Source organism: Streptomyces sp. NPDC041796, assembly GCF_055590785.1.
The window spans coordinates 40,858-62,602 of record NZ_JBVJAH010000005.1 but is presented as its reverse complement, the minus strand read 5'-3'; the positions used below and the strand labels follow the sequence as shown (position 1 = coordinate 62,602).

General features: G+C 72.5%; 18 protein-coding genes and 1 tRNA gene. 2 read left to right on the top strand and 17 right to left on the bottom strand.

All coding sequences use genetic code 11. The features are described 5' to 3' along the window. Positions 1-156 precede the first annotated feature (156 nt). A tRNA-Cys gene (locus ACZ6C1_RS11115) sits at positions 157-228 on the top strand. Between the two features lie 189 nt (positions 229-417). Here the strand turns inward: ACZ6C1_RS11115 and ACZ6C1_RS11110 are convergent. The 9 genes from ACZ6C1_RS11110 to ACZ6C1_RS11070 all read right to left on the bottom strand — a co-directional run bounded on the left by ACZ6C1_RS11110 (position 418) and on the right by ACZ6C1_RS11070 (position 11,229). Further along, positions 418-2,730 carry a xanthine dehydrogenase family protein molybdopterin-binding subunit gene (locus ACZ6C1_RS11110; RefSeq protein WP_469239975.1) on the bottom strand — a complete coding sequence of 771 codons (2,313 nt, stop codon included), beginning with the start codon at positions 2,728-2,730 and terminating at the stop codon, positions 418-420. Continuing rightward, on the bottom strand, positions 2,727-3,896 hold the full coding sequence (locus tag ACZ6C1_RS11105) for a (2Fe-2S)-binding protein (protein WP_469239973.1): 1,170 nt from the start codon (positions 3,894-3,896) through the stop codon (positions 2,727-2,729). The genes ACZ6C1_RS11110 and ACZ6C1_RS11105 overlap by 4 nt, the downstream gene beginning before the upstream one ends. After that, positions 3,893-4,768: an FAD binding domain-containing protein gene (locus ACZ6C1_RS11100; protein ID WP_469239971.1), complete on the bottom strand. Its 876-nt coding sequence runs from the start codon at positions 4,766-4,768 to the stop codon at positions 3,893-3,895. Before ACZ6C1_RS11100 ends, ACZ6C1_RS11105 begins: the two co-directional genes overlap by 4 nt. A gap of 306 nt (positions 4,769-5,074) precedes the next feature. Continuing rightward, positions 5,075-6,715, bottom strand: a complete 1,641-nt coding sequence (locus tag ACZ6C1_RS11095; protein WP_469239969.1) for a beta-N-acetylhexosaminidase — start codon at positions 6,713-6,715, stop codon at positions 5,075-5,077. 5 nt (positions 6,716-6,720) lie between these two features. Further along, a complete protein-coding gene (locus ACZ6C1_RS11090; protein ID WP_469239967.1) occupies positions 6,721-7,554 on the bottom strand; it encodes a carbohydrate ABC transporter permease in 834 nt (277 codons plus the stop codon). Continuing rightward, a complete protein-coding gene (locus tag ACZ6C1_RS11085; RefSeq protein ID WP_469239965.1) occupies positions 7,551-8,402 on the bottom strand; it encodes a carbohydrate ABC transporter permease in 852 nt (283 codons plus the stop codon). The genes ACZ6C1_RS11090 and ACZ6C1_RS11085 overlap by 4 nt, the downstream gene beginning before the upstream one ends. 340 nt (positions 8,403-8,742) lie before the next feature. Then, positions 8,743-10,035: an extracellular solute-binding protein gene (locus ACZ6C1_RS11080; protein WP_469239963.1), complete on the bottom strand. Its 1,293-nt coding sequence runs from the start codon at positions 10,033-10,035 to the stop codon at positions 8,743-8,745. Positions 10,036-10,235: 200 nt separating this feature from the next. Further along, on the bottom strand, positions 10,236-10,523 hold the full coding sequence (locus ACZ6C1_RS11075) for a DUF3039 domain-containing protein (RefSeq protein ID WP_023588437.1): 288 nt from the start codon (positions 10,521-10,523) through the stop codon (positions 10,236-10,238). Between the two features lie 145 nt (positions 10,524-10,668). Continuing rightward, positions 10,669-11,229 (bottom strand): YqgE/AlgH family protein, encoded by a 561-nt coding sequence (locus tag ACZ6C1_RS11070; RefSeq protein WP_469239961.1) that lies wholly within the window; start codon positions 11,227-11,229, stop codon positions 10,669-10,671. A 263-nt stretch (positions 11,230-11,492) separates the two neighbouring features. Here ACZ6C1_RS11070 and murA point away from each other — a divergent pair, with 263 nt between their 5' ends. Further along, positions 11,493-12,833, top strand: coding sequence for a UDP-N-acetylglucosamine 1-carboxyvinyltransferase (gene murA / locus ACZ6C1_RS11065; RefSeq protein WP_126886772.1), 1,341 nt, complete (start codon positions 11,493-11,495; stop codon positions 12,831-12,833). Between the two features lie 313 nt (positions 12,834-13,146). Here murA and ACZ6C1_RS11060 read toward each other — a convergent pair whose 3' ends face one another. The 8 genes from ACZ6C1_RS11060 to ACZ6C1_RS11025 form a co-directional block, all read right to left on the bottom strand. Continuing rightward, positions 13,147-13,428: an HU family DNA-binding protein gene (locus tag ACZ6C1_RS11060; protein WP_017237029.1), complete on the bottom strand. Its 282-nt coding sequence runs from the start codon at positions 13,426-13,428 to the stop codon at positions 13,147-13,149. A gap of 313 nt (positions 13,429-13,741) precedes the next feature. Next, a complete protein-coding gene (locus tag ACZ6C1_RS11055; RefSeq protein WP_469239958.1) occupies positions 13,742-15,175 on the bottom strand; it encodes an NAD-dependent malic enzyme in 1,434 nt (477 codons plus the stop codon). 392 nt (positions 15,176-15,567) lie between these two features. Continuing rightward, positions 15,568-17,856, bottom strand: coding sequence for a HelD family protein (locus ACZ6C1_RS11050; protein ID WP_469239956.1), 2,289 nt, complete (start codon positions 17,854-17,856; stop codon positions 15,568-15,570). Between the two features lie 60 nt (positions 17,857-17,916). After that, positions 17,917-18,735: an anti-sigma factor family protein gene (locus ACZ6C1_RS11045; protein WP_469239954.1), complete on the bottom strand. Its 819-nt coding sequence runs from the start codon at positions 18,733-18,735 to the stop codon at positions 17,917-17,919. Beyond that, positions 18,732-19,325, bottom strand: a complete 594-nt coding sequence (locus ACZ6C1_RS11040) for a sigma-70 family RNA polymerase sigma factor (protein WP_469239952.1) — start codon at positions 19,323-19,325, stop codon at positions 18,732-18,734. The genes ACZ6C1_RS11045 and ACZ6C1_RS11040 overlap by 4 nt, the downstream gene beginning before the upstream one ends. 111 nt (positions 19,326-19,436) lie before the next feature. Then, on the bottom strand, positions 19,437-19,982 hold the full coding sequence (locus ACZ6C1_RS11035) for a CGNR zinc finger domain-containing protein (RefSeq protein ID WP_469239950.1): 546 nt from the start codon (positions 19,980-19,982) through the stop codon (positions 19,437-19,439). A 42-nt stretch (positions 19,983-20,024) separates the two neighbouring features. Next, entirely contained in the window at positions 20,025-20,540 is a 516-nt protein-coding gene (locus ACZ6C1_RS11030; protein ID WP_469239948.1) for a GNAT family N-acetyltransferase, read from the bottom strand. A 29-nt stretch (positions 20,541-20,569) separates the two neighbouring features. Next, complete coding sequence (locus ACZ6C1_RS11025; RefSeq protein ID WP_469239946.1) at positions 20,570-21,718, bottom strand: uroporphyrinogen-III synthase; 1,149 nt, start codon at positions 21,716-21,718, stop codon at positions 20,570-20,572. Positions 21,719-21,745: the final 27 nt, after the last annotated feature.

Genomic DNA, 21,745 nt, shown 5'->3' with positions numbered 1-21,745 from the left:
ACCGTAAGAGGCATTCCCGCACTTCGCCCCTGTCCGGAGGCGGGTCGGTCCTCGGCCCTTGGTCGTACGTCCATGAACACCGTGTGGCAGTCGTGTTGCGTCCCTTCCGACGCCGTGAGCGGGCACCCTACGGTCGTACCGGAGCACCACCACCCCGACCGTGTGCCCGAGAGGCTCAGGGGCCAGACTGCAACTCTGGTGACGCGGGTTCGAATCCCGCCACGGTCTCTCCTCGCGCAGCCCCGGCCCAGCGGCCCGGGCGGCCGGCCGCCGCCGTACCCCTCCCCCGCCTCGCCCCGCGCGCGGCGAGGCGCGGACGGCCGTCGCCCGAGGACCACGACGTACCGGGGCCGCGTCCGTACGAGCCCGGTGCGCGCGGTGAGTTCGGGCCCAACCGCACCACGTCCGGGACACGCCCTAGGGCGCGGCGACCGCCGCTTGGGGGCGGATGGGGAGGCGGTTGACGGGACGGCCGGTGGCGGAGCGGACCGCGGAGGCCACCGCGGCCGGGGAGGTGACCACCGGGACCGCGCTGGCGGCCTTGGCCCCGAACGGGGCGACCACGTCGCGTTCCTCGACGAGTTTGACGATGCGGATGTCGGGGGCGTCCAGGGAGGTGGGGAGCGCGTAGCCGGTGAGGTCCGGGTGGCGGACCAGGCCGCGGGCGGTGCGGAGGTTCTCGGTGAGGGCCGCCCCGACGCCCTGGGTGACGCCCGCCTCGATGCGGGTGGCGAGCTGGGCGGGGTTGAGGACCCGGCCGACGTCCTGGGCGACGGCCATCTCGACCACGCGGATGGAGCCGAGCTCGATGTCCACGTCCACCACCGCGCGGATGGCACAGAAGGCGAGGCCCACGAAGGCATCGCCCTGGCCGGCGTCGTCGAGGGGTTCGGTGGGGTGGGGGCGGCACTGGGCGGTGGCCCACAGCTCCTTGCCGTCCATGGCCTCCATGACGGTGGTGGACAGCACGCCGTCGTAGGAGGTGATCTTGCCGTCGGTGATCTGCAGCAGCTCGGTCGACATGCCGAACTTGTGGGCCAGCGGCTGGAGGAGCTGGGTGCGCACCATCTTGGCGGCCCGCTCGACGGCGCCGCCCGAGACCCAGGTGTGGCGGCCGTGGGTCGCCGGGCCCGCGGGGGGCTGGTCGGTATCGACGGAGGCGACGTGGACCTCGTCGATGCCGAGGGTGTCCTGGACGATCTGGCGGGCGAGGGTGGAGAAGCCCTGGCCGGTCTCGACGGCCGCGCAGATGACGGTCGCGACACCGTCGTGGACCTTGACCGTGGCGGTGGAGACCTCGTCGGTGCCCTCGGCCCCCAGCATGTGGACCATGCCGAGCGCGTAGCCGACGCCCCGGCGCACCGCGCCGGGCTCGCCCGCGCCCTCCGGGCCGCCGGGGAGCAGCCAGCCGTCCTCCGGCGAGTCCTTGGGCAGGGCGGGGAGGGGGAAGTCGCGCACGGCCTGGAGGAGTTCGGCGACCGGAGCGGGGCAGGTGACCGTCTGGCCGGTCGGCAGGATGTCACCGGTGGCCAGGGCGTTGCGCAGGCGCAGTTCCGCGGGGTCCAGGCCGAGGCGGGCGGCGAGCTTGTCCATCTGCGCCTCGTAGGCGGCGCAGACCTGCATCGCGCCCTCGCCGCGGACGTGGCCGGAGGGCGGGTTGTTGGTGCGCACGGCCCAGCCCTCGACGAAAGCGTGCGGGACGACGTACGGGCCGCAGGCGAAGGCGACGGCGGCGGCGAGCGACTCGGAGGACGCCTCGGCGTAGGCGCCCGCGTCCAGGAGGATCTGCGCCTCGACCTTGACCAGGCGGCCCTCCGCGTCCGCGTGGTGGCGGTAGCGCAGCAGGGTGGGGTGGCGGTGGGCGTGCCCGAGGAAGGACTCCTCGCGGGTGGCGGCCAGTTTGACGGGGCAGCCGGTGCGGAGGGCGAGCAGGCCGAGCGGGATCTGGAAGCCGGGGTCCTCCCGGTCGCCGGTGGCGCCGGGGACGCCGGTGACGACGACCTTGACCTGTTCGGGGGCGAGGCCGAAGCAGGCGGCGGCCAGGTCGCGGTCGGTGTGCGGGTCGGTGGAGGCGGTGTAGATGTCGACGCCGCCGTCGGGGCGGGGCACGGCGAGCCCGGCCTCGGCACCGATGGGCGCCGGGTCCTGGCGGCCGATGCGGTAGAGGCCCTCCACGATGACCTCGCCGGTGGCGTCGGGGTCGCCGTAGCGCAGCGGGATGTGGCGGATGAGGTTGCCGTCCGGGTGGAGGGGCGGGGCGGCGAAGGCCTTCTCCGGGTCGGTGACCGGGTCGAGGACCTCGTACTCGACGGCGATGGCCGCGGCGGCCAGGCGGGCCGTGTCGGGGTGGTCGGCCGCGACCGCGGCGATGGCCTCGCCGTGGTGGCGTACGAGGTCGGAGGCGAAGACCGGGCGGTCGGCGACCGTGCGGCCGTACGTCGCCTCGCCGGGCACGTCCGCGTGGGTCACCACGACCCGGACGCCGGGCATGTCGGCTGCGGCCGTGGTGTCGATCGAGACCACGCGCGCGTGCGCGTGCGGGGAGCGGAGGACGGCCGCCCACAGCAGTCCCTCGGCCCACAGGTCGGAGGCGTAGGGGAAGGTGCCCTCCGTCTTTGCGCGGGCGTCGGCGGGCGGCAGGGACGCGCCGAGCCCGTGGGTCGGCGTCTCCTGCTGGGGCCCCTGGGGGCCTTCGACCGCCGGGATGGCGGTGGCCGCGTCGTTGCTCACGCCATGCCTCCGTCGTGCGGGTGGGGGATCTGGTGCGGGATGCGGGCCTGGGGGCCGCCTTCCTCGGCGGGCCCGGCCGATCCGGCCGCCTCCGCGGCGGCGGCCGCTCCGGCGGCGCGCTCGGCGACGACCTCCCGTACGGCGTCGAGGACGCCGCGGTAGCCGGTGCACCGGCAGAGGTTGCCGCAGAGCGCCTGGCGGGTCTCCAGCTCGCTGGGGGCGTGGTTGCCCTCGAGGAGGTCGTGCACCGTCATCGCCATGCCGGGGATGCAGAAGCCGCACTGGACGGCTCCGCACGCGGCGAGGGCGCGCTGGACGTCCGACGGCTCGCCGTCCGTGGCCAGCCCCTCGACCGTCCGCACCTCGCTGCCGGCCGCGGTCGCCGCGGGCACCAGGCAGGAGGCGACGAGGCGGCCGTCGACCTGGACGTTGCAGGCGCCGCACTCGCCCTGCGAGCAGCCGTCCTTGGCGCCGGCGAGGCCGAGCCGTTCGCGCAGCACGTACAGCAGGGACTCGCCGATCCACGCGTCGGTGACGGGGCGGTCGGTGCCGTTGACGCGCAGCACGTACGAGACGTGCGGGTGCTCGTCGCTGTCCGTGGCGTGTCCGGGGGGCGTCGCCTCGTGGGCCGGTTCCTGGACCGGCTGGTCCTGGTGCGGCTCCGGGTGCGGCTCCTGGGCCGTCGGCGGCTCCGGACGCGTCTCGGGTTCCGCTTCCGGCTGCGGTTCCTGTTCCGGTTCGGGGGCCTCGTGGGCCGGTTCCTGGGCGGGCTGCGGCTCCGGCGTGGCCCAGGGCGCGGGGGCGCCGCCCGGCAGGGTGGCCGGGGGGTTGCCGCTCGTCCACTGCGAGGCCAGCGCCGACGTGGTGAACTCGCCCGATTCGTCTGGAAGATCCCCCTGGGCGACCGGAATCGTCCACTGCCCGGTCAGCTCCGAGGGCGCGGGCGCCGCCGCCTGGAAGTTCCACTGCGCCGTCGCGTTCGGGTCGTGCGCCGCCCAGGCCTCCGGCGGCACGTAGCCGTGCCCGGGGGCCTCCAGCGGGGCGCCGTGGGACGCCATGTCCGGCGGCAACTGGACGAAGGCGGTCGCGTCGCCGTCGTACTCGCCCTGGGGCGTCGGCTGCCAGCCGCCCTGCCCCTGCCGGTCGTCGTTCTCGTCGGTGGTCACGACAGCGCCCTCCCCAGTGCCCGTCGGGCCAGCGCGGCGACCGTGCGCCGCAGGTGCAGTACGGCGGGCGGCAGCTGTTCCTCGCCCGGCGGGTCCGGGATGCAGGCGGCGGCGACGTACTCGCCGAACGCCGTGAGCGCCTCCGGAGCCAGCCCGCGGTCGCCGTCCCAGTCGATCAGCGACGCGATCCAGCGCTCCGCCTCCAGCGGCCGCAGCGGCATCGGGGCGATCGCCCCGATCGCGCAGCGCACGCCGCGCCGCGCCGGGTCCAGGACGACCGCGACCGAGGCGGTGGCCCGCCCGGGGCCGGTCCGGCCGGTGGCCTTCAGGAACACCTGCGGGGCGTGCAGGAGTGGTACGCGGACGAAGCCGATCAGCTCGGCCGGGCCGAGCAGCTCCCGGCCCGCCAGCAGGTGCGTCACCGGCACCTCGCGGGTACCGCCCGGGCCCGCCACGACCAGGTCCGCCTCCAGGGCGGCCAGCACGGGCAGGGAGTCGCCGGTGGGCGCGGCGCTGACGATGTTGCCGCCCAGGGTGCCCGCGTTGCGGATCTGGGGCGGGCCGGCCGCGCGGGCGGCCGCGGCGAGCGCGGGGATGAGCGCCGCGAAGTCGGGGCGGCCCATGCGCGCGTGGGTGAGGCCGGCGCCCAGCAGGGCGTGGCCGTCCTGGTACTGCCAGCCCCGGATCTCGTTGATGCGGCCGAGGCCGACGAGGCCGGCGGGGCGCAACTGGCCCTTGTTGACGGCCGCCATCAAGTCCGTACCGCCCGCCACGGGCACGGCGGCGGGCATGGCGCTGAGCGCCGCCACGGCCTCGCCGAGCGTGGCCGGCAGCGTCACGGACTGCGCCGCCTGCGGTGCGTGCGTGGTCAACCCAGCTGCCCCTTCCCGGTCTCCCGGCTGTCCCGGCTGTCCCGCCTGTGTTGCCGTACCGTACGTGCTCACAGCCCCGACGTGGCAACTCTGGCACATCTTCCGGGCCGGTCGACGCGAGGGTCCGCGAAGCACGCATCCGCCCCGGACCTCCCGTGACCTGCGAGATGGACCGTTTTGCCATGCCATTGGCGGCACGCGCGGATTGCCACTTCTCGGCGACATCGGCGTCCTTGTACGACTTATTCCGGGCGGCCCTCCACGGTCCCAGGCGCGGGGCGCGGGGGCGTGCGCCTTCCGCCGGGCTCACACGTTCGGGGGCGCCCCCTCGATCGGGCGTCCGACCACTCCCGGGCGCTTCTGCCACGGCAGCGGTCCGCCGGGCGGGCGGTAGCCGACACCCAGCGCGTCAAGGCGCCGGTAGTGGGCGCCCATTCGGCGCTCGAAGTCCGCGTAGTCGCGCTCGGCGGGGGCCGCGGGGAGCCGGGTGGACCAGGCGACCTCGGCGAAGGCGGCGAGGCGGGGGAAGACCTGGTAGTCGACGCGCGCGGGGGTCTCCATGGCCTCGGTCCAGACATTCGCCTGGGTGCCGATGATGTGCGCGGCGGCCTTTGGGGGCAGTCCCGGCGGTACGGGTTCGAAGCGGTAGACGTCCTCCAGGGTGCGTACGTATCCGATGGGCACCGGCTCGTCGGGGCCGCCGTCCTGCCGGTGGTCCAGGTACACGTGCTGTTCGGGGCACATGACGACGTCGTGGCCCGCCTCGGCGGCGGCGACACCGCCGGCGTACCCGCGCCAGGAGGACACGGCCGCGCCGGGCGCGAGGCCGCCCTCCAGGATCTCGTCCCACCCGATCAGGCGGCGGCCCCGCTCCGCCAGCCAGTGGTCGAAGTGCCGGACGAACCACGCCTGGAGCCCGTCCTCGTCGCCGAGCCCGAGTTCCGCCATGCGCGCCCGGGCGGCCGGGGAGGCCCTCCACTGGTCCTTGGGGCACTCGTCGCCGCCCAGGTGGACGAACGGTGACGTCTCCACCGGGAAGAGATCGAGGACCTCCTCCAGGACGCCCTCGTAGAAGCGGAGGGTGTTGTCAGTGGGGGCGAGTACGTTCGGGTTGACGCCCCAGGTGTCCCAGACGGTGAGGGAGGTCGTGTCGATGACGTCGGTGTTGCCGAGTTCCGGGTACGCGGCGATGGCCGCCTGCGAGTGGCCGGGCACGTCGATCTCCGGGACGACACGGATATGCCGCTCGGCGGCGTAGGCGACGATCTCGCGAATGTCGTCCTGGGTGTAGTAGCCGCCGTGCGGCCTGTCGTCCCAGAGCTCCGAAGCCCGGTGCCCCCACTTGGTCCGCGCGCGCCAGGCGCCGACCTCGGTGAGCCGGGGGTGGCGCTTGATCTCGACGCGCCAGCCCTGGTCGTCGGTGAGGTGCAGGTGCAGGACGTTGAGCTTGTGGGCGGCGAGCAGGTCCAGGTAGCGGAGGACGTCGCCCTTGGGGAGGAAGTGGCGGGCGACGTCGAGCATGACACCGCGCCAGGGGAAGCGGGGTGCGTCCTCGACGACGACCGCCGGGACGTTCCACTCCCGCCCCCGGTCGATGGGCGCGCGCCGGAAGGCTTCCGGGCCGAGCAGTTGACGGAAGGTCTGGGCTCCCCAGAAGACGCCCGCGGCGGTGCCGCCGTGGATGCGGCTGGCGTAGCCGTCGACGACGACGCGGTAACCCTCGGCCGGCAGCGCGGGGTCGATGCTCAGCACGACACGGTTGTCGTCGGCGTTCCCGTCCGGGAACGGAAGGCCGGTGGCGGCTCCGACGGTGGAGCGCAGCCATCTCGCGACGCCCTCCGTGCCCGGGTGGGCTTCCAGTCGCGTCTCCGTGCCGAGGCGGTGGTGTCCGGGGGGCGGCACCCACCGGAATGCGGAAGGGGCGGGGATCAGGTCCGGGGAGTCCATGGGGGTCAGTCCTTCACCGCGCCGCCGAGCCCGGACACCAGGCGGCGTTGCACGAGTACGAAGAAGACCAGCACCGGGATGGTCATCACCGTCGACGCGGCCATGATGCCGCCCCAGTCGTTCTCGTCGGGCTTGAAGAAGACGAGCAGCGCCATGGGGAGGGTCGACTGGGAGGTGTCGCTGATGAGGAAGGACTTCGCGAACAGGAAGTCGTTCCAGGTCGAGATGAAGGAGAAGACGCTGGTCGCCACGAGCCCGGGGAGGACCAGCGGGAAGAGGATCTGCCACAGGAACCGTGCGCGGCTCGCGCCGTCGATGTACGCGGCCTCCTCCAGCGCCTCCGGGACGGCCTTGACGAAGCCCCGCAGCATCCAGATCGCGAAGGGGAGGGAGAACGCGATGTGCGGCAGGATCAGCGAGCCGAGGGTGTTCAGCAGGCCGAAGTCCCGCATGAGGAAGAACAGCGGGATGGTCAGGGCCTCGATCGGCACCATTTGCGCGATCAGGAACATCACGAGCAGCGTCGTACGGAACCGGAAGCGGAACCGGGTGACGGCCGTCGCCGCGAGGAAGGCGATGAGGGCGGAGGCGACGACGACGGTGCCGGCCACCAGCAGGCTGTTGAGGAAGTAGCGCCCGAAGTCCTGCTGTTCGAAGACACGGCGGAAGGAGTCCAGGGACGGGGAGAGGGTCCAGGGGCGGGGGTTCACGGACTGGATCTCCCCCGCCGGCTTCAGGGCGGAGAGGACCATCCAGTAGAGGGGGAAGGCGACGACGGCCGCGACGAGGAGGGCGGTGGCCTCGGCGGCGAGGCGCCACGGGCGGTGGGATCGGATCACAGTTCTTCTCCCTGGCGACGCAGCAGGCGCAGGTACACCAGCGTGACCGCGAGCAGGATCAGCAGCATGACGACGCCGATCGCCGAGCCCAGGCTGTACTGGGAGGACGCGAAGGCCTTCTGGTACGCGTAGACGTTCAGGACGAGGTTCTGGCCGGCGATGCCGCCGCCGTTCGTCATCACATAGATCTGTGTGAAGACCTTGAAGTCCCAGATGATCGACTGAATGGTGACGACGACGAGGACGGGCCGCAGCATCGGCGCGGTGACGGAGCGCCAGGTGCGCCACTGGGAGGCACCGTCGAGGGCGGCGGCCTCCAGGACCTCGGCGGGCACGGCCTTGATGCCCGCGTAGACGGTGACCATCACGAAGGGAAACGAGCACCAGACGACTTCGAACAGGACGAGGGCGAAGGCGCTGAGGCGCCCGTACGTCCAGGAGAAGTCGCCGAGGCCGAGCAGCTTGTTGACGGGGCCGAAGTCCGGGTCGAAGAGGAACACCCAGACGGTTGACCCCGTGATGGCGGGTGTCGCCCAGGCCCCGAGCGCGGCGAGCATGAGTACCAGGCGCGGCACGGCACGGATCCGGGTGAGCAGGACGGCGAGGGCGCACCCGACGGCCAGGGTGGCGGCGACGCACGCGGCGGCGAAGAGCACGGTGGCCAGGAGGACCTGCCGGAACTGCGGGTCGCGGAAGAGCGCGGCGTAGTTGCCCAGGCCCTGGAAGGAGGTGGGTTCGCCGCCGCTGACCTGGGCCTGGGTGTACTCCAGGAACGAGATGAGGCCCAACTGGTAGACGGGATGGACCAGGAGACCGCCGAGCACGACGAGAGCGGGCGCGAGGTACATCCACGGGATCCAGCCCCCGTACCGCCCCGGCACCGCCCGGCGTTCCGCGGACCGCCCGCCCCAACCGCCACGCTTCCCGGGCGCGCCGCGCCCGGAACCGGCCGCACCGGAGGCGTGACCCCCGGCTCCCGAAGCCCCCGGCGCCGCACCACCCGACGGCTCGCGCGCCGGAAGCCCGGGCGCGGCCGGTCCGGGGGCGGCCGGTTCGGGCGCGTCCGGCTCGGGCGCCGGAAGTCCGGGCGCGTCCGGTCCGGGGGTCGGCGCGCTCGGCGCACCCGTTCCGGCGGGGGCCGGCCCGGGGCCGGGCCGCCCGGGGTTCGTGGTGTCGTGCGTCATCGCGTCAGCCCGCCGCAGAGGCGAAGGCCGCGTTCATCTTCCGGGCCGCGTCGGCCGACGCGGTCGCCACGTCTTTGCGACCGCTCACGATCTCCTGGAACATCGTCGGCAGGACCAGCGAGGCGTCCACCTGCCCCCAGGCCGGGGAGGCGGGGACGAACTTGGTGCCGGCCGACAGGGTGGCGATGAACGGTTTCACGAAGGGCTGCTTCTTCGCCGCCTCCGCCCGTACGTCCGTGTAGGTCGGCAGGAAGCCCATCGCGTCGAACAGCTTGCGCTGGGCGTCCTTGCCCGCCAGGGACTTCATCAGGTCCACCGCCAGCGTGCGGTGCGAACTGCTCTTCAGTACGCCGACGTTGTTGCCGCCCGCGAACGCCGGAGCGATCGATCCCGCCGTCACGCCGGGCAGCGGGACGACCGCGTACCTGCCCTTCGCCTCACCCGCCTCCACCGCCGCGTGGCTGAAGTCGCCGCCGATCGCCATCGCGGCCTTGCCCGAGGCGAAGGCGGTGACCGTCGCGTTGCCGCCCATGGAGGCGCACTTGGCGGCCGGGCAGTTGTCGGACCCGAAGAGGGAGGTGTACGCGGCGATGCCCTTGCGTGCGGCGGCGCTGTCGACGGCCGAGGTGTACGAACCGCCGTTCCGGGTGGCGAGTTCGCCGCCGTGCGCCCACAGGAAGGGCAGCGCGCCGTAGGTGTACGCGCCGCCGACGGCGATGCCGTACAGCTCCGGCTTCGCCCTGCGGATCTTCTTCGCGGTCGCGATCAGTTCGGCCTGGGTCCGGGGCGGGGTGAGGCCCAACTCCCGGAACACGTCGGTGCGGTAGTACAGGGCCCGTACGCCGACGAACAGCGGCGCGCCGTACACCTTCCCGTCCACGGTGACCGAGGCCCGCGCGGTCGGGTCGGTGTCCTCGGCCTCCGCCCACGCACCGAACTCGGCGCTGATGTCGGCGAGTCCGCCGTCCTTGACGTACCCGGCGGTGTCGGTGTTGCCGTACTCGATGACGTCCGGCGCGCTCGCCGGGTCGTTGAAGGCTGCCTTGATGCGCTGTGCCCGGGTGTCGACGGGGATGTACTCGACCCGCACGTCGGTGCCGTGGTGGCGCTTCTCGAAGGCGGCGACGGCGGCGTCGACGACCTGTTCCTTGGGCTTGTTGTTGACCTCCTGGAAGAGCCAGACGCGCAGCGTGCCGGTCTTCTCGTCCTCCTTGTCACCGGTGCCGGAGGTCTGCGGGGCGCATGCCGCCATCGCGAGGACGACGATCGGAGCGACGAGTCGGGCAGGAAGCTTCACGGCGGATCCCCTCCGATGACGTTGCAGCATGCGCAACGGTCGTTTCGTGCTGCACAACACTCAGGAGGGTAGAACGGGCTCGGGACCCTCACAAGAGGTCTCGACCACTCCGTGATCGCACGACAAAGGCCCCCGGGGCGCGCACCGCGTGCGCACCCCGGGGGCCATCGCCCGTCAGGCCCGGCGGGCCGGGCCGGGCGTTACTTCTTGTCCTTGCCGCCCTTGTCCTTGTCGCCGCCGGCGCCCATGGACTCGTAGATCTCCTTGCACATCGGGCAGACCGGGTACTTCTTGGGGTCGCGCCCCGGTACCCAGACCTTCCCGCACAGCGCCACCACGGGAGTGCCGTCGAGGGCGCTCGCCATGATCTTGTCCTTCTGGACATAGTGGGCGTAGCGCTCGTGGTCGCCGTCGCCGTGCGACACCTGTGGCGTCGGCTCTACGAGGGTCCCCGTACCTGCCCCGCGCTCGGGCTCAAGAGTGCTCATGAGCTCCAAGGGTACTCACGTCACCGCCGTCCCGGGAGCGAGGCCCCACGGGCTCTCACGCACCCGTGTGAAGCGCGTCACGCGCGTGGCCGGTGGGCGGGCGGCCCCGGCACATGGCCGAAAGCCGCCGTAAAGGCCGACACGCTCAGTTCAGCGAGGGATCGTCCGGGTACGTGGCGATCATGGCGAGCTCACTGCGCTGGCGCCTCAGCACGTCCCGCCACAGGCTCTCGGGGCGCGGCGACGAGACGTCCCCCGGCTCGGAGTCCACGACGAACCAGGCGCCCTCGGCGAGCTCGTCCTCCAGTTGCCCCGGCCCCCACCCCGCGTACCCGGCGAAGATCCGCAGGCTGCCCAGCGCGGCGGCCAGCAGCTCCGGCGGGGTCTCCAGGTCGACGAGCCCGATGGCGCCGTACACCCGCCGCCAGCCCAGCGGACCCTCGTCACCAGGGATGACGGCGAGTCCGAGCGCCGCGTCGAGGGAGACCGGCCCGCCCTGGAACACCACGCCCGGCTCACCGGCCAGCGGGGCCCAGCCTTCGAGGATGTCGCCGACACCGACAGGTGTCGGGCGGTTGAGGACGACGCCGAGGGAGCCCTCGTCGTCGTGATCGAGCAGCAGCACCACCGCGCGGTCGAAATTCGGGTCCGTCAGCGCGGGAGTCGCCACAAGAAGCCGTCCTGTGAGCGAGGACACCTCGGTCATGCCAGACATGATCCCGCATCTCGGCCCTTCGCGGGGGGTGAGCGGCCGAGTGGCGGCCCCCGGGACCGGTCCGCTGCTCACACGGCGTCCGAACTCGGTCCTGGCCGAAAGCGGACCGTAACCGTCCGCAAGGAGTGGAGGACAGAGGGTGTTGTGCCGAATTCATTACATCTGACTGGCGTCCTTGGGCTACCAAGAAGGCCACTCCGCCCCCTTACCCTTTTCCCTGGCCCCCTGCCCGACCTCTCCGGAACGCGAGATTCATGACCGGCACAGACGATGTACTGCTTGTCCACGGCGGAACCCCGCTGGAGGGCGAGATCCGCGTCCGCGGCGCGAAGAACCTCGTGCCCAAGGCGATGGTCGCCGCCCTGCTCGGCAGCGAGCCGAGCCGACTGCGCAATGTGCCCGACATCCGTGACGTCCGCGTCGTCCGCGGACTGCTCCAGCTCCACGGCGTGACCGTGCGCCCCGGCGAGGAGCCGGGCGAGCTGGTCCTGGACCCGACGCACGTCGAGTCCGCCAACGTCGCCGACATCGACGCCCACGCGGGCTCGTCGCGCATCCCGATCCTGTTCTGCGGCCCGCTGCTGCACCGCCTCGGCCACGCCTTCATCCCGGGCCTGGGCGGCTGCGACATCGGCGGACGGCCCATCGACTTCCACTTCGACGTCCTGCGTCAGTTCGGCGCGACGATCGAGAAGCGGGCCGACGGCCAGTACCTGGAGGCCCCGCAGCGGCTGCGCGGCACGAAGATCCGGCTGCCGTACCCCTCGGTCGGCTCGACTGAGCAGGTGCTGCTGACGGCCGTGCTGGCGGAGGGCGTCACGGAGCTGTCGAACGCGGCGGTGGAGCCGGAGATCGAGGACCTCATCTGCGTACTGCAGAAGATGGGCGCGATCATCTCCATGGACACCGACCGGACCATCCGGATCACCGGTGTCGACAAGCTGGGCGGCTACACCCACCGGGCCCTCCCCGACCGCCTGGAGGCGGCCTCCTGGGCGAGCGCGGCGCTGGCGACCGAGGGCAACATCTATGTGCGCGGCGCGCAGCAGCGCTCGATGATGACGTTCCTCAACACCTTCCGGAAGGTGGGCGGCGCCTTCGAGATCGACGACGAGGGCATCCGCTTCTGGCACCCGGGCGGCGCGCTCAACGCGATCGCCCTGGAGACGGACGTGCACCCCGGCTTCCAGACCGACTGGCAGCAGCCGCTGGTGGTCGCCCTGACGCAGGCGGCGGGCCTGTCCATCGTCCACGAGACGGTGTACGAGTCGCGGCTCGGGTTCACCTCCGCGCTGAACCAGATGGGCGCGCACATCCAGCTGTACCGGGAGTGCCTGGGCGGCTCGGACTGCCGCTTCGGGCAGCGCAACTTCCTGCACTCGGCGGTCGTGTCGGGCCCGACGAAACTCCAGGGCGCGGACCTGGTCATCCCGGACCTGCGCGGCGGCTTCTCGTACCTGATCGCGGCCCTGGCGGCGCAGGGCACGTCGCGGGTGCACGGCATCGACCTGATCAACCGTGGCTACGAGAACTTCATGGAGAAGCTCGTGGAGCTCGGCGCGAAGGTCGAACTCCCGGGCAGCGCGATCGTCTGACGCCCCGTAAGCCGTTCCGACGGCCCCTCGCCCCTGGCGAGGGGCCGTCGGCCGTTCCCGGGCCCGTACGGGCGCGTACGGGGCTTGTACGGGGCTTGTACGGGGCCTGTCCCGGCCGTGTACGGACCGTGTACGCCGCCCGCACGGCTCTCCGGACGTCCACGGGCGCCTCCCCACGCCGTCCCGCGCTCGCGGAGCTCGTGGGGGGCTGCGAGGGGCTCGTGGGAGGGCGTGCGAGGGGCTCGTGGGAGGGCGTGCGAAAGGGCGGTCACCCCCCGAGGGGTGACCGCCCTTCTCAACGCGCCCTGGGGACTTACTTGCCCTTGGCGGCTTCCTTGAGCTTGGAGCCCGCGGAGACCTTCACGCTGTAGCCGGCCGGGATGTTGATCGGGTCGCCGGTCTGCGGGTTACGAGCGGTGCGAGCGGCACGGTGGGTGCGCTCGAAGGTCAGGAAGCCGGGGATGGTGACCTTCTCGTCGCCCTTGGCGACGACCTCACCGACGGTCTCGGCGAGCGCGGCCAGCACGGCGTCGGCGTCCTTGCGGGTCACCTCGGCGCGGTCGGCCAGGGCGGCCACCAGCTCACTGCGGTTCATGTTGTACTCCCGTGTTCTTCTTGCTGTTGAGGCGTGCCACGCGGCGAAGCCGCATATTGGGCACAGCGAAGCCGATGCTGCCAGGGCCCTTGGACAGTCCCCGGACCCGGGTCTGCTGTCAGACCCTCGCGCCCGAATACGCATCCTGCCCCCACCAGCGGCGGGAAAGCCAATCCGGCACCCTCCGGAGTCACACGAAAAGCGCCACAGCCCCGCCGTGGTGACGTTGAGTCGACTGTGCCGGGACTCCCCGGAGCCGAACCGCCACCCTAAAGGCGGCTTTACGGCCCCGGGACTCGCGACGCGCCGGAGGTCAGGCGGACGTGGGCGCCGTCACACCGGCGCCGGCGGCCTTGGCGGCGTCGCGCACCGCGCCCGCGACGGCGCCCGCGACCTTGTCGTTGAACACCGACGGGATGATGTAGTTCGGGTTCAGCTCGTCCTCGGTGACGACGTTCGCGAGGGCGGCCGCCGCCGCCAGCATCATCTCCGTGTTGACCGTACGCGACTGGGCGTCGAGCAGGCCGCGGAAGACGCCCGGGAAGACCAGTACGTTGTTGATCTGGTTGGGGAAGTCGGACCGTCCGGTGGCCACAACTGCCGCCGTCTGACGGGCGATTGCGGGCTCCACCTCGGGGTCCGGGTTCGCGAGCGCGAACACGATCGCGCCGTCCGCCATGGCCGCCACGTCGTCGCCGGACAGGACGTTCGGGGCGGAGACGCCGATGAAGACGTCGGCGCCGCGCACGGCCTCCTTGAGGGTGCCGGTGACGCCCTCGGGGTTGGTGTTGTCGGCGATCCAGCGCAGCGGCGACTCGGGGTCGGCGGAGACGAGGTCCTCGCGGCCCGCGTGGACGACACCGTGGATGTCGGCGACGACGGCGTGCTTGACGCCCGCCGCGATGAGCAGCTTGAGGATGGCCGTACCGGCCGCTCCGGCGCCGGACATGACGACCCGTACGTCACCGATGGCCTTGCTCACCACGCGGAGCGCGTTGGTCAGGGCGGCGAGGACGACGATCGCGGTGCCGTGCTGGTCGTCATGGAAGACCGGGATGTCGAGGGCCTCGCGCAGCCTGGCCTCGATCTCGAAGCAGCGGGGCGCGGAGATGTCCTCGAGGTTGATGCCGGCGAAGCCGGGGGCGATCGCCTTGACGATCTCGACGATGGCGTCGGAGTCCTGGGTGTCGAGGCAGATGGGCCAGGCGTCGATGCCGGCGAACCGCTTGAAGAGGGCCGCCTTGCCCTCCATGACCGGCAGCGCGGCCTTGGGGCCGATGTTGCCGAGACCCAGCACGGCGGAGCCGTCCGTCACAACTGCGACGGAATTGCGCTTGATGGTGAGGCGGCGGGCGTCCTCGGGGTTCTCGGCGATCGCCATGCAGACGCGGGCCACACCGGGCGTGTAGACCATGGAGAGGTCGTCACGGTTGCGGATGGGGTGCTTGGACGCCATCTCGATCTTGCCGCCGAGGTGCATCAGGAACGTACGGTCGGAGACCTTGCCCAGGACGACGCCCTCGATGCCGCGCAGCTTCTCGACGATCTCGTCGGCGTGTGCGGTGGAGCTGGCGGCGATGGTGACGTCGATCCGGAGCTTCTCGTGACCGGACGCGGTCACGTCGAGGCCGGTGACCGAGCCGCCGGAGGATTCCACAGCCGTGGTGAGCTGGGAGACCGCTGTTCCGCTCGCGGGCACCTCCAGCCGGACCGTCATCGAGTACGAGACGCTGGGCGCCGTTGCCATGGCCGTGTTCCTCTGCTTTCCCTGGTTCGTTGCCGCGCCGCCCCGGCGGGTGGCCGGGCGGAGCCCTCCGATGGTCGCACCTACCTGCGAGTAGCAGGTAATAGCGGTCGTTTCGGTCGTGACAGTTTCGGAAACTGTTTTCCACCATACGAGAGAACCTGGTACTGGCGAAAGCCCCAACGGACAAACGACAGCAGGTCCGCGCCATCGGAGGATGACACGGACCTGCTGTGTACGACTTGAGTGGCACCGACCCGCCATGCTCGCCTCGCGGCAAGTGGTCGCTCGTAGCGACGAAGGTTGGGCCCGGGGGCTTGGATCGAGCCGGTGCCACACCCAGGCTAACAAACCGTCCCGGTAAGTGATTCCCCCCGCGCCCGCCGACTCGGAATTCAGTCCCGGAGCAGGTCCGGCACACCCTCCGCGTCCGGGTCGTCGCGGCGGCCCGAGACCACCGTCAGCTGCTGGGTCGCACGGGTGAGCGCCACGTACAGCACCCGCAGGCCGGCCGGTGACTCGTCGGCGATCTCGGCGGGCGAGACGACGACCGTGGCGTCGTACTCCAGACCCTTCGCCTCCAGGCTGCCCAGCGCCACCACCCGGTCGCCCAGGCCGGCCAGCCGGCGCGCCGCCTGCTCCCGCCGGTTCATCGCGACCACGACGCCCACCGTGCCGTCCACCCGGTCCAGCAGCCGCCGCGCCTCCTCCCGTACGACCTCGAACAGGTCCCCGTCCTCGACGGGGACGAAGCGGGGCTCCACGCCCGTGGAACGGACCGCCCGGGGTGCCTCCATGCCCGGCATGGCGAGGGCCAGCACCTTCGAGGCGAGCTCCGCGATCTCGGCCGGGTTCCGGTAGTTCACGGTCAGCTCGAAGCGCCGGCGCGGCCGGGTGCCCAGCGCCTCGTCGCGCGCCTCGGCCGCCTCGTCCGGCACCGACCACGACGACTGGGCCGGGTCGCCCACCACCGTCCAGGTGGCGTGCCGCCCGCGCCGGCCGACCATCCGCCACTGCATGGGCGTGAGGTCCTGCGCCTCGTCGACGATGACGTGGGCGTACTCGGTGCGCTCCTGGGCCAGCCGCTCCGCCCGCTCCCGCTGGGTCTCCTCCCGTACCGGCATCAGCTCCTCCAGCCCGGTGAGCTGGTCCAGCGGGTCCAGCTCCCGCTTCTTGCGCGGGCGCGCCGGGGCACCGAGCAGGGTCTGGAGCTCGTCCAGCAGGGCCACGTCGTGGACGGAGAGCTCGTCGCGCCTCAGCGAGCGGGCCAGGCGCCGCACCTCGCCCGGGTTCAGCACCCGGCGGCCCCAGCGGCTCAGCCGCTTCTCGTCGGCCATCGCCGCGAGGACGCGTCGGGGCGTGAGCTCGGGCCACCAGGCGTCGAGGAACGCGATGAAGCTGTCCTCGGTGGTCACGTCCTCGTCGAACGAGGAGCGCAGTTCGGCGGCCAGCTCCGGGTCGCCCGGGTGCCGCGACGCCGCGCCCGACTTGGCGTACAGGGCGTCCAGCAGCAGCTTGCGCGCCCTCGGGCGCAGCAGGTTGACCGGCGCCGTGCCGCCGAGGGCGGCGTGCCGGACGCGGGTCAGCTCCTCGCCCTCCAGCTCCAGGCGCCGCCCGAAGGCCACCACCCGCAGCCGCTCGGGCGCGTCGCCCAGTTCGAGGGCGCCCCGCACGGCCTTGCGCAGCACCGCCCGCATCCGGGAGGAGCCCTTGACGCGGGCGACGGCCGGCTCGTCGTACGCCGTGGCCTCCGCCCCGTCGACCAGGCTGCCGACCGCGCGGATCGCCACCTGGCCCTCCTCGCCCAGGGACGGCAGGACGCCCTCGGTGTAGGCGACCAGCAGGGGGGTCGGCGAGACGATCAGGATGCCGCCCGCGTATCTGCGCCGGTCCTGGTAGAGCAGGTAGGCCGCGCGGTGCAGCGCGACAGCGGTCTTGCCGGTGCCGGGGCCGCCCTCGACGTACGTGACGGAGGCGGCGGGCGCGCGGATGACCAGGTCCTGCTCCGCCTGGATGGAGGAGACGATGTCACGCATGGTGTGGCTGCGGGCCTGCCCGAGGGCGGCCATCAGGGCACCGTCGCCGATCACCGCCAGGTCCTCGCTGTCCAGGCGGGCCTTCAGCTCGGGGCGCATCAGGTCGTCCTCGACGCCGAGGACCTTGCGGCCCCGCGAGCGGATGACCCGGCGGCGCACCACCCGGCCGGGCTCGACCGGGGTGGAGCGGTAGAACGGCGCGGCGGCCGGGGCACGCCAGTCGATGACGAGCGGCGCGTAGTCGGAGTCGAGGACGCCGATGCGGCCGATGTGGAGGGTCTCCCCGATGTCGGCGGTGCCGTCCGGGCGTACGGCGTCGTCGGCGGGCTCGACGGAGGTGTACGCGCCGTCGGGGCCCTTCTTGCCGTCCTTGCCGTACAGCAGGTCGATCCGGCCGAAGAGGAAGTCCTCGTACTCGTTGTTGAGCCGGTTGAGGTGGATACCGGCCCGGAACACCTGGGCGTCCCGCTCGGCGAGCGCGCCGGGCGTACCGACCTGGCCGCGCTTGGCGGCGTCGTTCATCAGGAACTCCGCCTCGTGGATCTTCTCCTCGAGGCGGCGGTACACCTGGTCCAGGTGGTCCTGTTCGACACCGATCTCCCGATCGCGGATCGAATCGACACCACGGTCGGCTTCCTGCGCGGCCACCGAGGCCCCCTTCTGACGTGCTGGGCAGCCGTCGAGCGTACGCCACGGAAGGGGGATGTGTCAGGCGGTGGCCGCGGGGACCTCCACCAGGCGCTCTCCGTCGAACGTGCGGACCTCGAAGTGATCGATGTCGTTCCGGTCCATGGCGGCGCCTCCGTGGACGTACAAGGGGTTCTTGCCCGTCTCATGGGTGCTGCCCGGGATGCCGTAACCCCACTTCGGGACCGCCCAGGACGTGACGACCTCCTCCTGGCCGGTCTTGGAGACGGCGATCAGGTTGCACTTCAGCGGGCCCTTGACGTTCTTCAGCTCCAGGACCGTGTGCGTGCCCCAGGCCTTCTTCTCCATGCCGACGGTGGCGCTGACCTTGGTCGACGCGTCCGTGTGCTGGACCTTCTCGGCCATGTGGTTGAAGAAGGCGTCCTCGGCGGGACTGGTGGGGTGCGGGTCGAGCGCCTGGTTGGTCCGGTTGGTCGGGTCGTCGCCGGAGGTGGCGACGAACGCGGTCGCCGGACCGGCGATGATCAGTGCGGCGGCCGCCGCGACCAGGAATCGGCTGCGGCGGCGGCGCTGGGCGCGCTTGAGCGCGACTTCGTCGACCAGGCGGTCGAGCATCGGTGCCGGTGGGGCGCCCGGCGCCCCGGGCCGTTCGGGCATCGGGAGCACGACGGGCCGCGACGCCGGGCCCGGGGCCTCGGCGAGCATGGCCAGCATCGGCTCCATCCCGGAGAACTCCTCCAGGTGGTGGGCGCACAGGTCGCAGCCCGCCAGATGCGCTTCGAAGGCGGTGGCTTCGGCGCCGTCCAGAATGCCGAGCACATACGCGCCGACTGCGTCGTGCACCGACTCGTTCCCCTGTGGAGCGTGGTGCGACGTCATGCCGAGATCCCCCTCTCCTCCAGCGCGAGCTTCATGGAACGCAGTGCGTAGAACACGCGGGACCGCACGGTCCCGCTGGGTATGCCGAGGATTTCGGCAGCCTCGTTGACCGTACGCCCCTTGAAATACGTCTCGACCAAGACTTCCCGGTGAGCCGGGGTCAAATCGTCGAGCGCATCAGAGAGCGTCATCAGCCACAACGCCTTGTCGATCTCGTCCTCCGCGGGCATGACCTCGAGCGGCGACGGATCGACCTCCTGCGGCCGGGCTTGCCGGCTGCGGTGGCCGTCGATGACGATGCGCCGGGCGACCGTCACCAGCCAGGGTCGGACAGAGCCGGTCGCCCGATTGAGCTGACCGGCGTTCTTCCAGGCACGGATGAGCGTCTCCTGTACGACGTCCTCGGCGCGCTGGCGGTCGCCGGCGACGAGGCGCAGTACATAGGCGAGCAGGGGCCCGGCGTGTTCACGGTAGAGAGCACGCATCAACTCTTCGTCCGGGGCGTCCGGTTGGGTGCGTGCGGGCACCGCTCTGTGCCGGGCGCGATGCGTCCCCCGACGGTCATCGGCCACGGCGGCATCCTTGCGCACCTGGAACCTCCCGGTCGAGACCTTGATCTGACTCGCTGTCCCCCATCACTACGTGGGGGGCGGGAAGGTTTACTCAACGCGGGGAGATTTTTTTCTCAGGAAGTTTCGTAACTACCCGTGCGTACGCGCCCGGTGGCGTGCAACACGCTCCCTGTTGCCGCACATCTCGCTGGAGCACCAGCGGCGTCGGTGCCCCCGGGATGTGTCGAGATACACACGGCGGCAGCCGTCCCCCTCGCACTGGCGCAGCCGGGCGCGGGTGCCGGGGTCGGTGAGCAGGTCGACCGCGTCACGGGCGACGGCCGCCAGGAGGGCGCCGCAGTCGGGCGGTGCGGCAAGGGCCCGTACGAGGCCGCCCGCTTCACCGCGTACGGCGCGAGGTGCGGGGGGCGGGGCGGCGGCGAGGGCGTTGAGGTGGTCGAGGCGGGGACCGGCGTACCCGCCGTGGCCGGCGAGTTCGTCCCGTACCAATTGGTCGATGTCGGCCGCCAGTTCGGCGAAGCGTTCCGCCCACCGTGCGTCGACCCCGTCGAGCGGTGTCCCCGCCGGCACGAGTCCGGCGGCGTGGAGCCACTGTGCGAGCCGCCCGGCGTCGGACGGCGGCTGGGCCATCAGGTCCAGGCAGAGCCGCCCGGAGTGGAACCGCCATGCCACCATGCGCCCCAGGGTGCCCCTCCGTAGCCGTGTCGGGAACCCCGCCTACCCGAGCGGGGGCGGATCGTCGTGCAGGATCCGCTGGTACAGGCGGTGATCGCGCCAGGAGCCGTCGATGTGCAGATAGCGCGGGGCGGTGCCGATCGCCTCGAAGCCGCTCTTGAGCAATACGCGTTGGGAGGCGGCGTTCTCGACGACGGTGCCGGCCTCGACGCGGTGCAGGCCCAGCTCCTCGCGCGCGGCCCGGCACACCTCCCCGACGAGCCGGGTGGCCAGCCCGCGGCCGGTGTACCCGCCGTCGACCCAGTAGCCGAGGTGGGCGCTGCGGAACGGCCCGAGGGCGATTCCGGAGAGGGTGGCGAGCCCGATGATCCGCTCGCCGTCGACGACGGCCCAGGAACGGCTCCCGGCGGCGGACAGCCGGGCGGCCTGGGCGTCGGCGGTGTAGTACGTCTCGGGGCGGTGCGGCTCCCAGGGCCGCATGTGGGCCCGGTTGCGCACGAGGGCTTCGGCCAGGGCGGGCGCGTCGGCGGGGCCGGCGGGGCGGACGGAGAGGGTCATCCCCGTACCGTAGAACGCCCCGCCGGGGCCTACGCGTCGGCGTACTTGGCGTCGGCGCCCGGGTCCAGGGCCAGGCGGTAGCCCCGCTTGACGACCGTCTGGATCAGCTTGGGGGCGCCCAGGGCCGAACGGAGGCGGGCCATCGCGGTCTCCACGGCGTGCTCGTCGCGGCCCGCGCCCGGCAGGGCGCGCAGCAGGTCGGCGCGGGAGACGACCCAGCCGGGGCGGCGGGCCAGCGAGTGGAGCAGCGACATGCCCGCCGGCGGCACGGGACGCAGATCGCCGTCGACCAGGACGGCGTGGCCCCGGATCTCGATGCGGCGCCCGGCGACCGGGAGGGTCCGCGCCCGCCCGGGCAGCTCCTGGCACAGCAACTGGACCAGGGGGCCGAGCCGGAAACGGGCCGGCTGGACGGTGTCGATGCCGTGTGCCTGGAGCGGCAGGGCGGTGACCGGCCCGACGCAGGCGGCCAGCACGTTGTGGCGCAGCGCGTCGAGCAGTTCGGGCAGCAGGCCCCGGTCCTGGGCGCGGGCCAGCAGCGAGGCGCCCGCCGGGGCGCTGGTGAAGGTGACCGCGTCCAGCGACCGGGAGACCGTGGCGTCGATGAGCCGGTCCAGGGGCGCCAGGTCCTCGGGCGGCATCCACCGGTAGACGGGGACGACCACGACCTCGGCGCCCGCGTCCCGCAGCGCCTCGACGAAGCCGGGCAGCGGCTCGCCGTGCAGTTGGAGCGCGATGCGCCGGCCGGTGACGTCCTGGCCGAGGAGCCGCTCCAGGACCTCGGCCATGGAGTCGGAGGCGGGCGACCACTCCTCCGTCAGCCCGGCCGCCCGGACCGCTCCCTTGACCTTGGGGCCGCGGGCGAGGACCTGCGCACCCCGCAGCCGGTCGAGGAGTTCCTCGCCGTGCCCCCAGCCGTCGGCCGCCTCCAGCCAGCCCCGGAAGCCGATCGCCGTCGTGGCGACCACGATGTCCGGGGCGTGGCTGACGAGGCTCTTGGTGGCGTCGAGGAGCTCCGCGTCGTCGGCGAGGGGCACGATCCGCAGCGCCGGGGCGTGCTGGACGGCCGCGCCGCGCCGTTCCAGCAGCGCGCCCAGCTCGTCCGCGCGGCGGGCCGCGGTGACGCCGACGGTGAACCCGGCCAGTGGGCCGTGGGAACCATGCTCTTGCTCGTGCATGACACCAGAGACTGGCAAGGATCCGTG

Bases quoted from the DNA above. Each gene is read 5' to 3' on its own strand.
- ACZ6C1_RS11095 (WP_469239969.1), bottom strand. From the start codon at position 6,715: ATGGACTCCCCGGACCTGATCCCCGCCCCTTCCGCATTCCGGTGGGTG.
- ACZ6C1_RS11085 (WP_469239965.1), bottom strand. From the start codon at position 8,402: ATGTACCTCGCGCCCGCTCTCGTCGTGCTCGGCGGTCTCCTGGTCCAT.
- ACZ6C1_RS11075 (WP_023588437.1), bottom strand. From the start codon at position 10,523: ATGAGCACTCTTGAGCCCGAGCGCGGGGCAGGTACGGGGACCCTCGTA.
- ACZ6C1_RS11070 (WP_469239961.1), bottom strand. From the start codon at position 11,229: ATGACCGAGGTGTCCTCGCTCACAGGACGGCTTCTTGTGGCGACTCCC.
- murA (WP_126886772.1), top strand. From the start codon at position 11,493: ATGACCGGCACAGACGATGTACTGCTTGTCCACGGCGGAACCCCGCTG.
- ACZ6C1_RS11060 (WP_017237029.1), bottom strand. From the start codon at position 13,428: ATGAACCGCAGTGAGCTGGTGGCCGCCCTGGCCGACCGCGCCGAGGTG.
- ACZ6C1_RS11055 (WP_469239958.1), bottom strand. From the start codon at position 15,175: ATGGCAACGGCGCCCAGCGTCTCGTACTCGATGACGGTCCGGCTGGAG.
- ACZ6C1_RS11045 (WP_469239954.1), bottom strand. From the start codon at position 18,735: ATGACGTCGCACCACGCTCCACAGGGGAACGAGTCGGTGCACGACGCA.
- ACZ6C1_RS11035 (WP_469239950.1), bottom strand. From the start codon at position 19,982: ATGGTGGCATGGCGGTTCCACTCCGGGCGGCTCTGCCTGGACCTGATG.
- ACZ6C1_RS11030 (WP_469239948.1), bottom strand. From the start codon at position 20,540: ATGACCCTCTCCGTCCGCCCCGCCGGCCCCGCCGACGCGCCCGCCCTG.
- ACZ6C1_RS11025 (WP_469239946.1), bottom strand. From the start codon at position 21,718: ATGCACGAGCAAGAGCATGGTTCCCACGGCCCACTGGCCGGGTTCACC.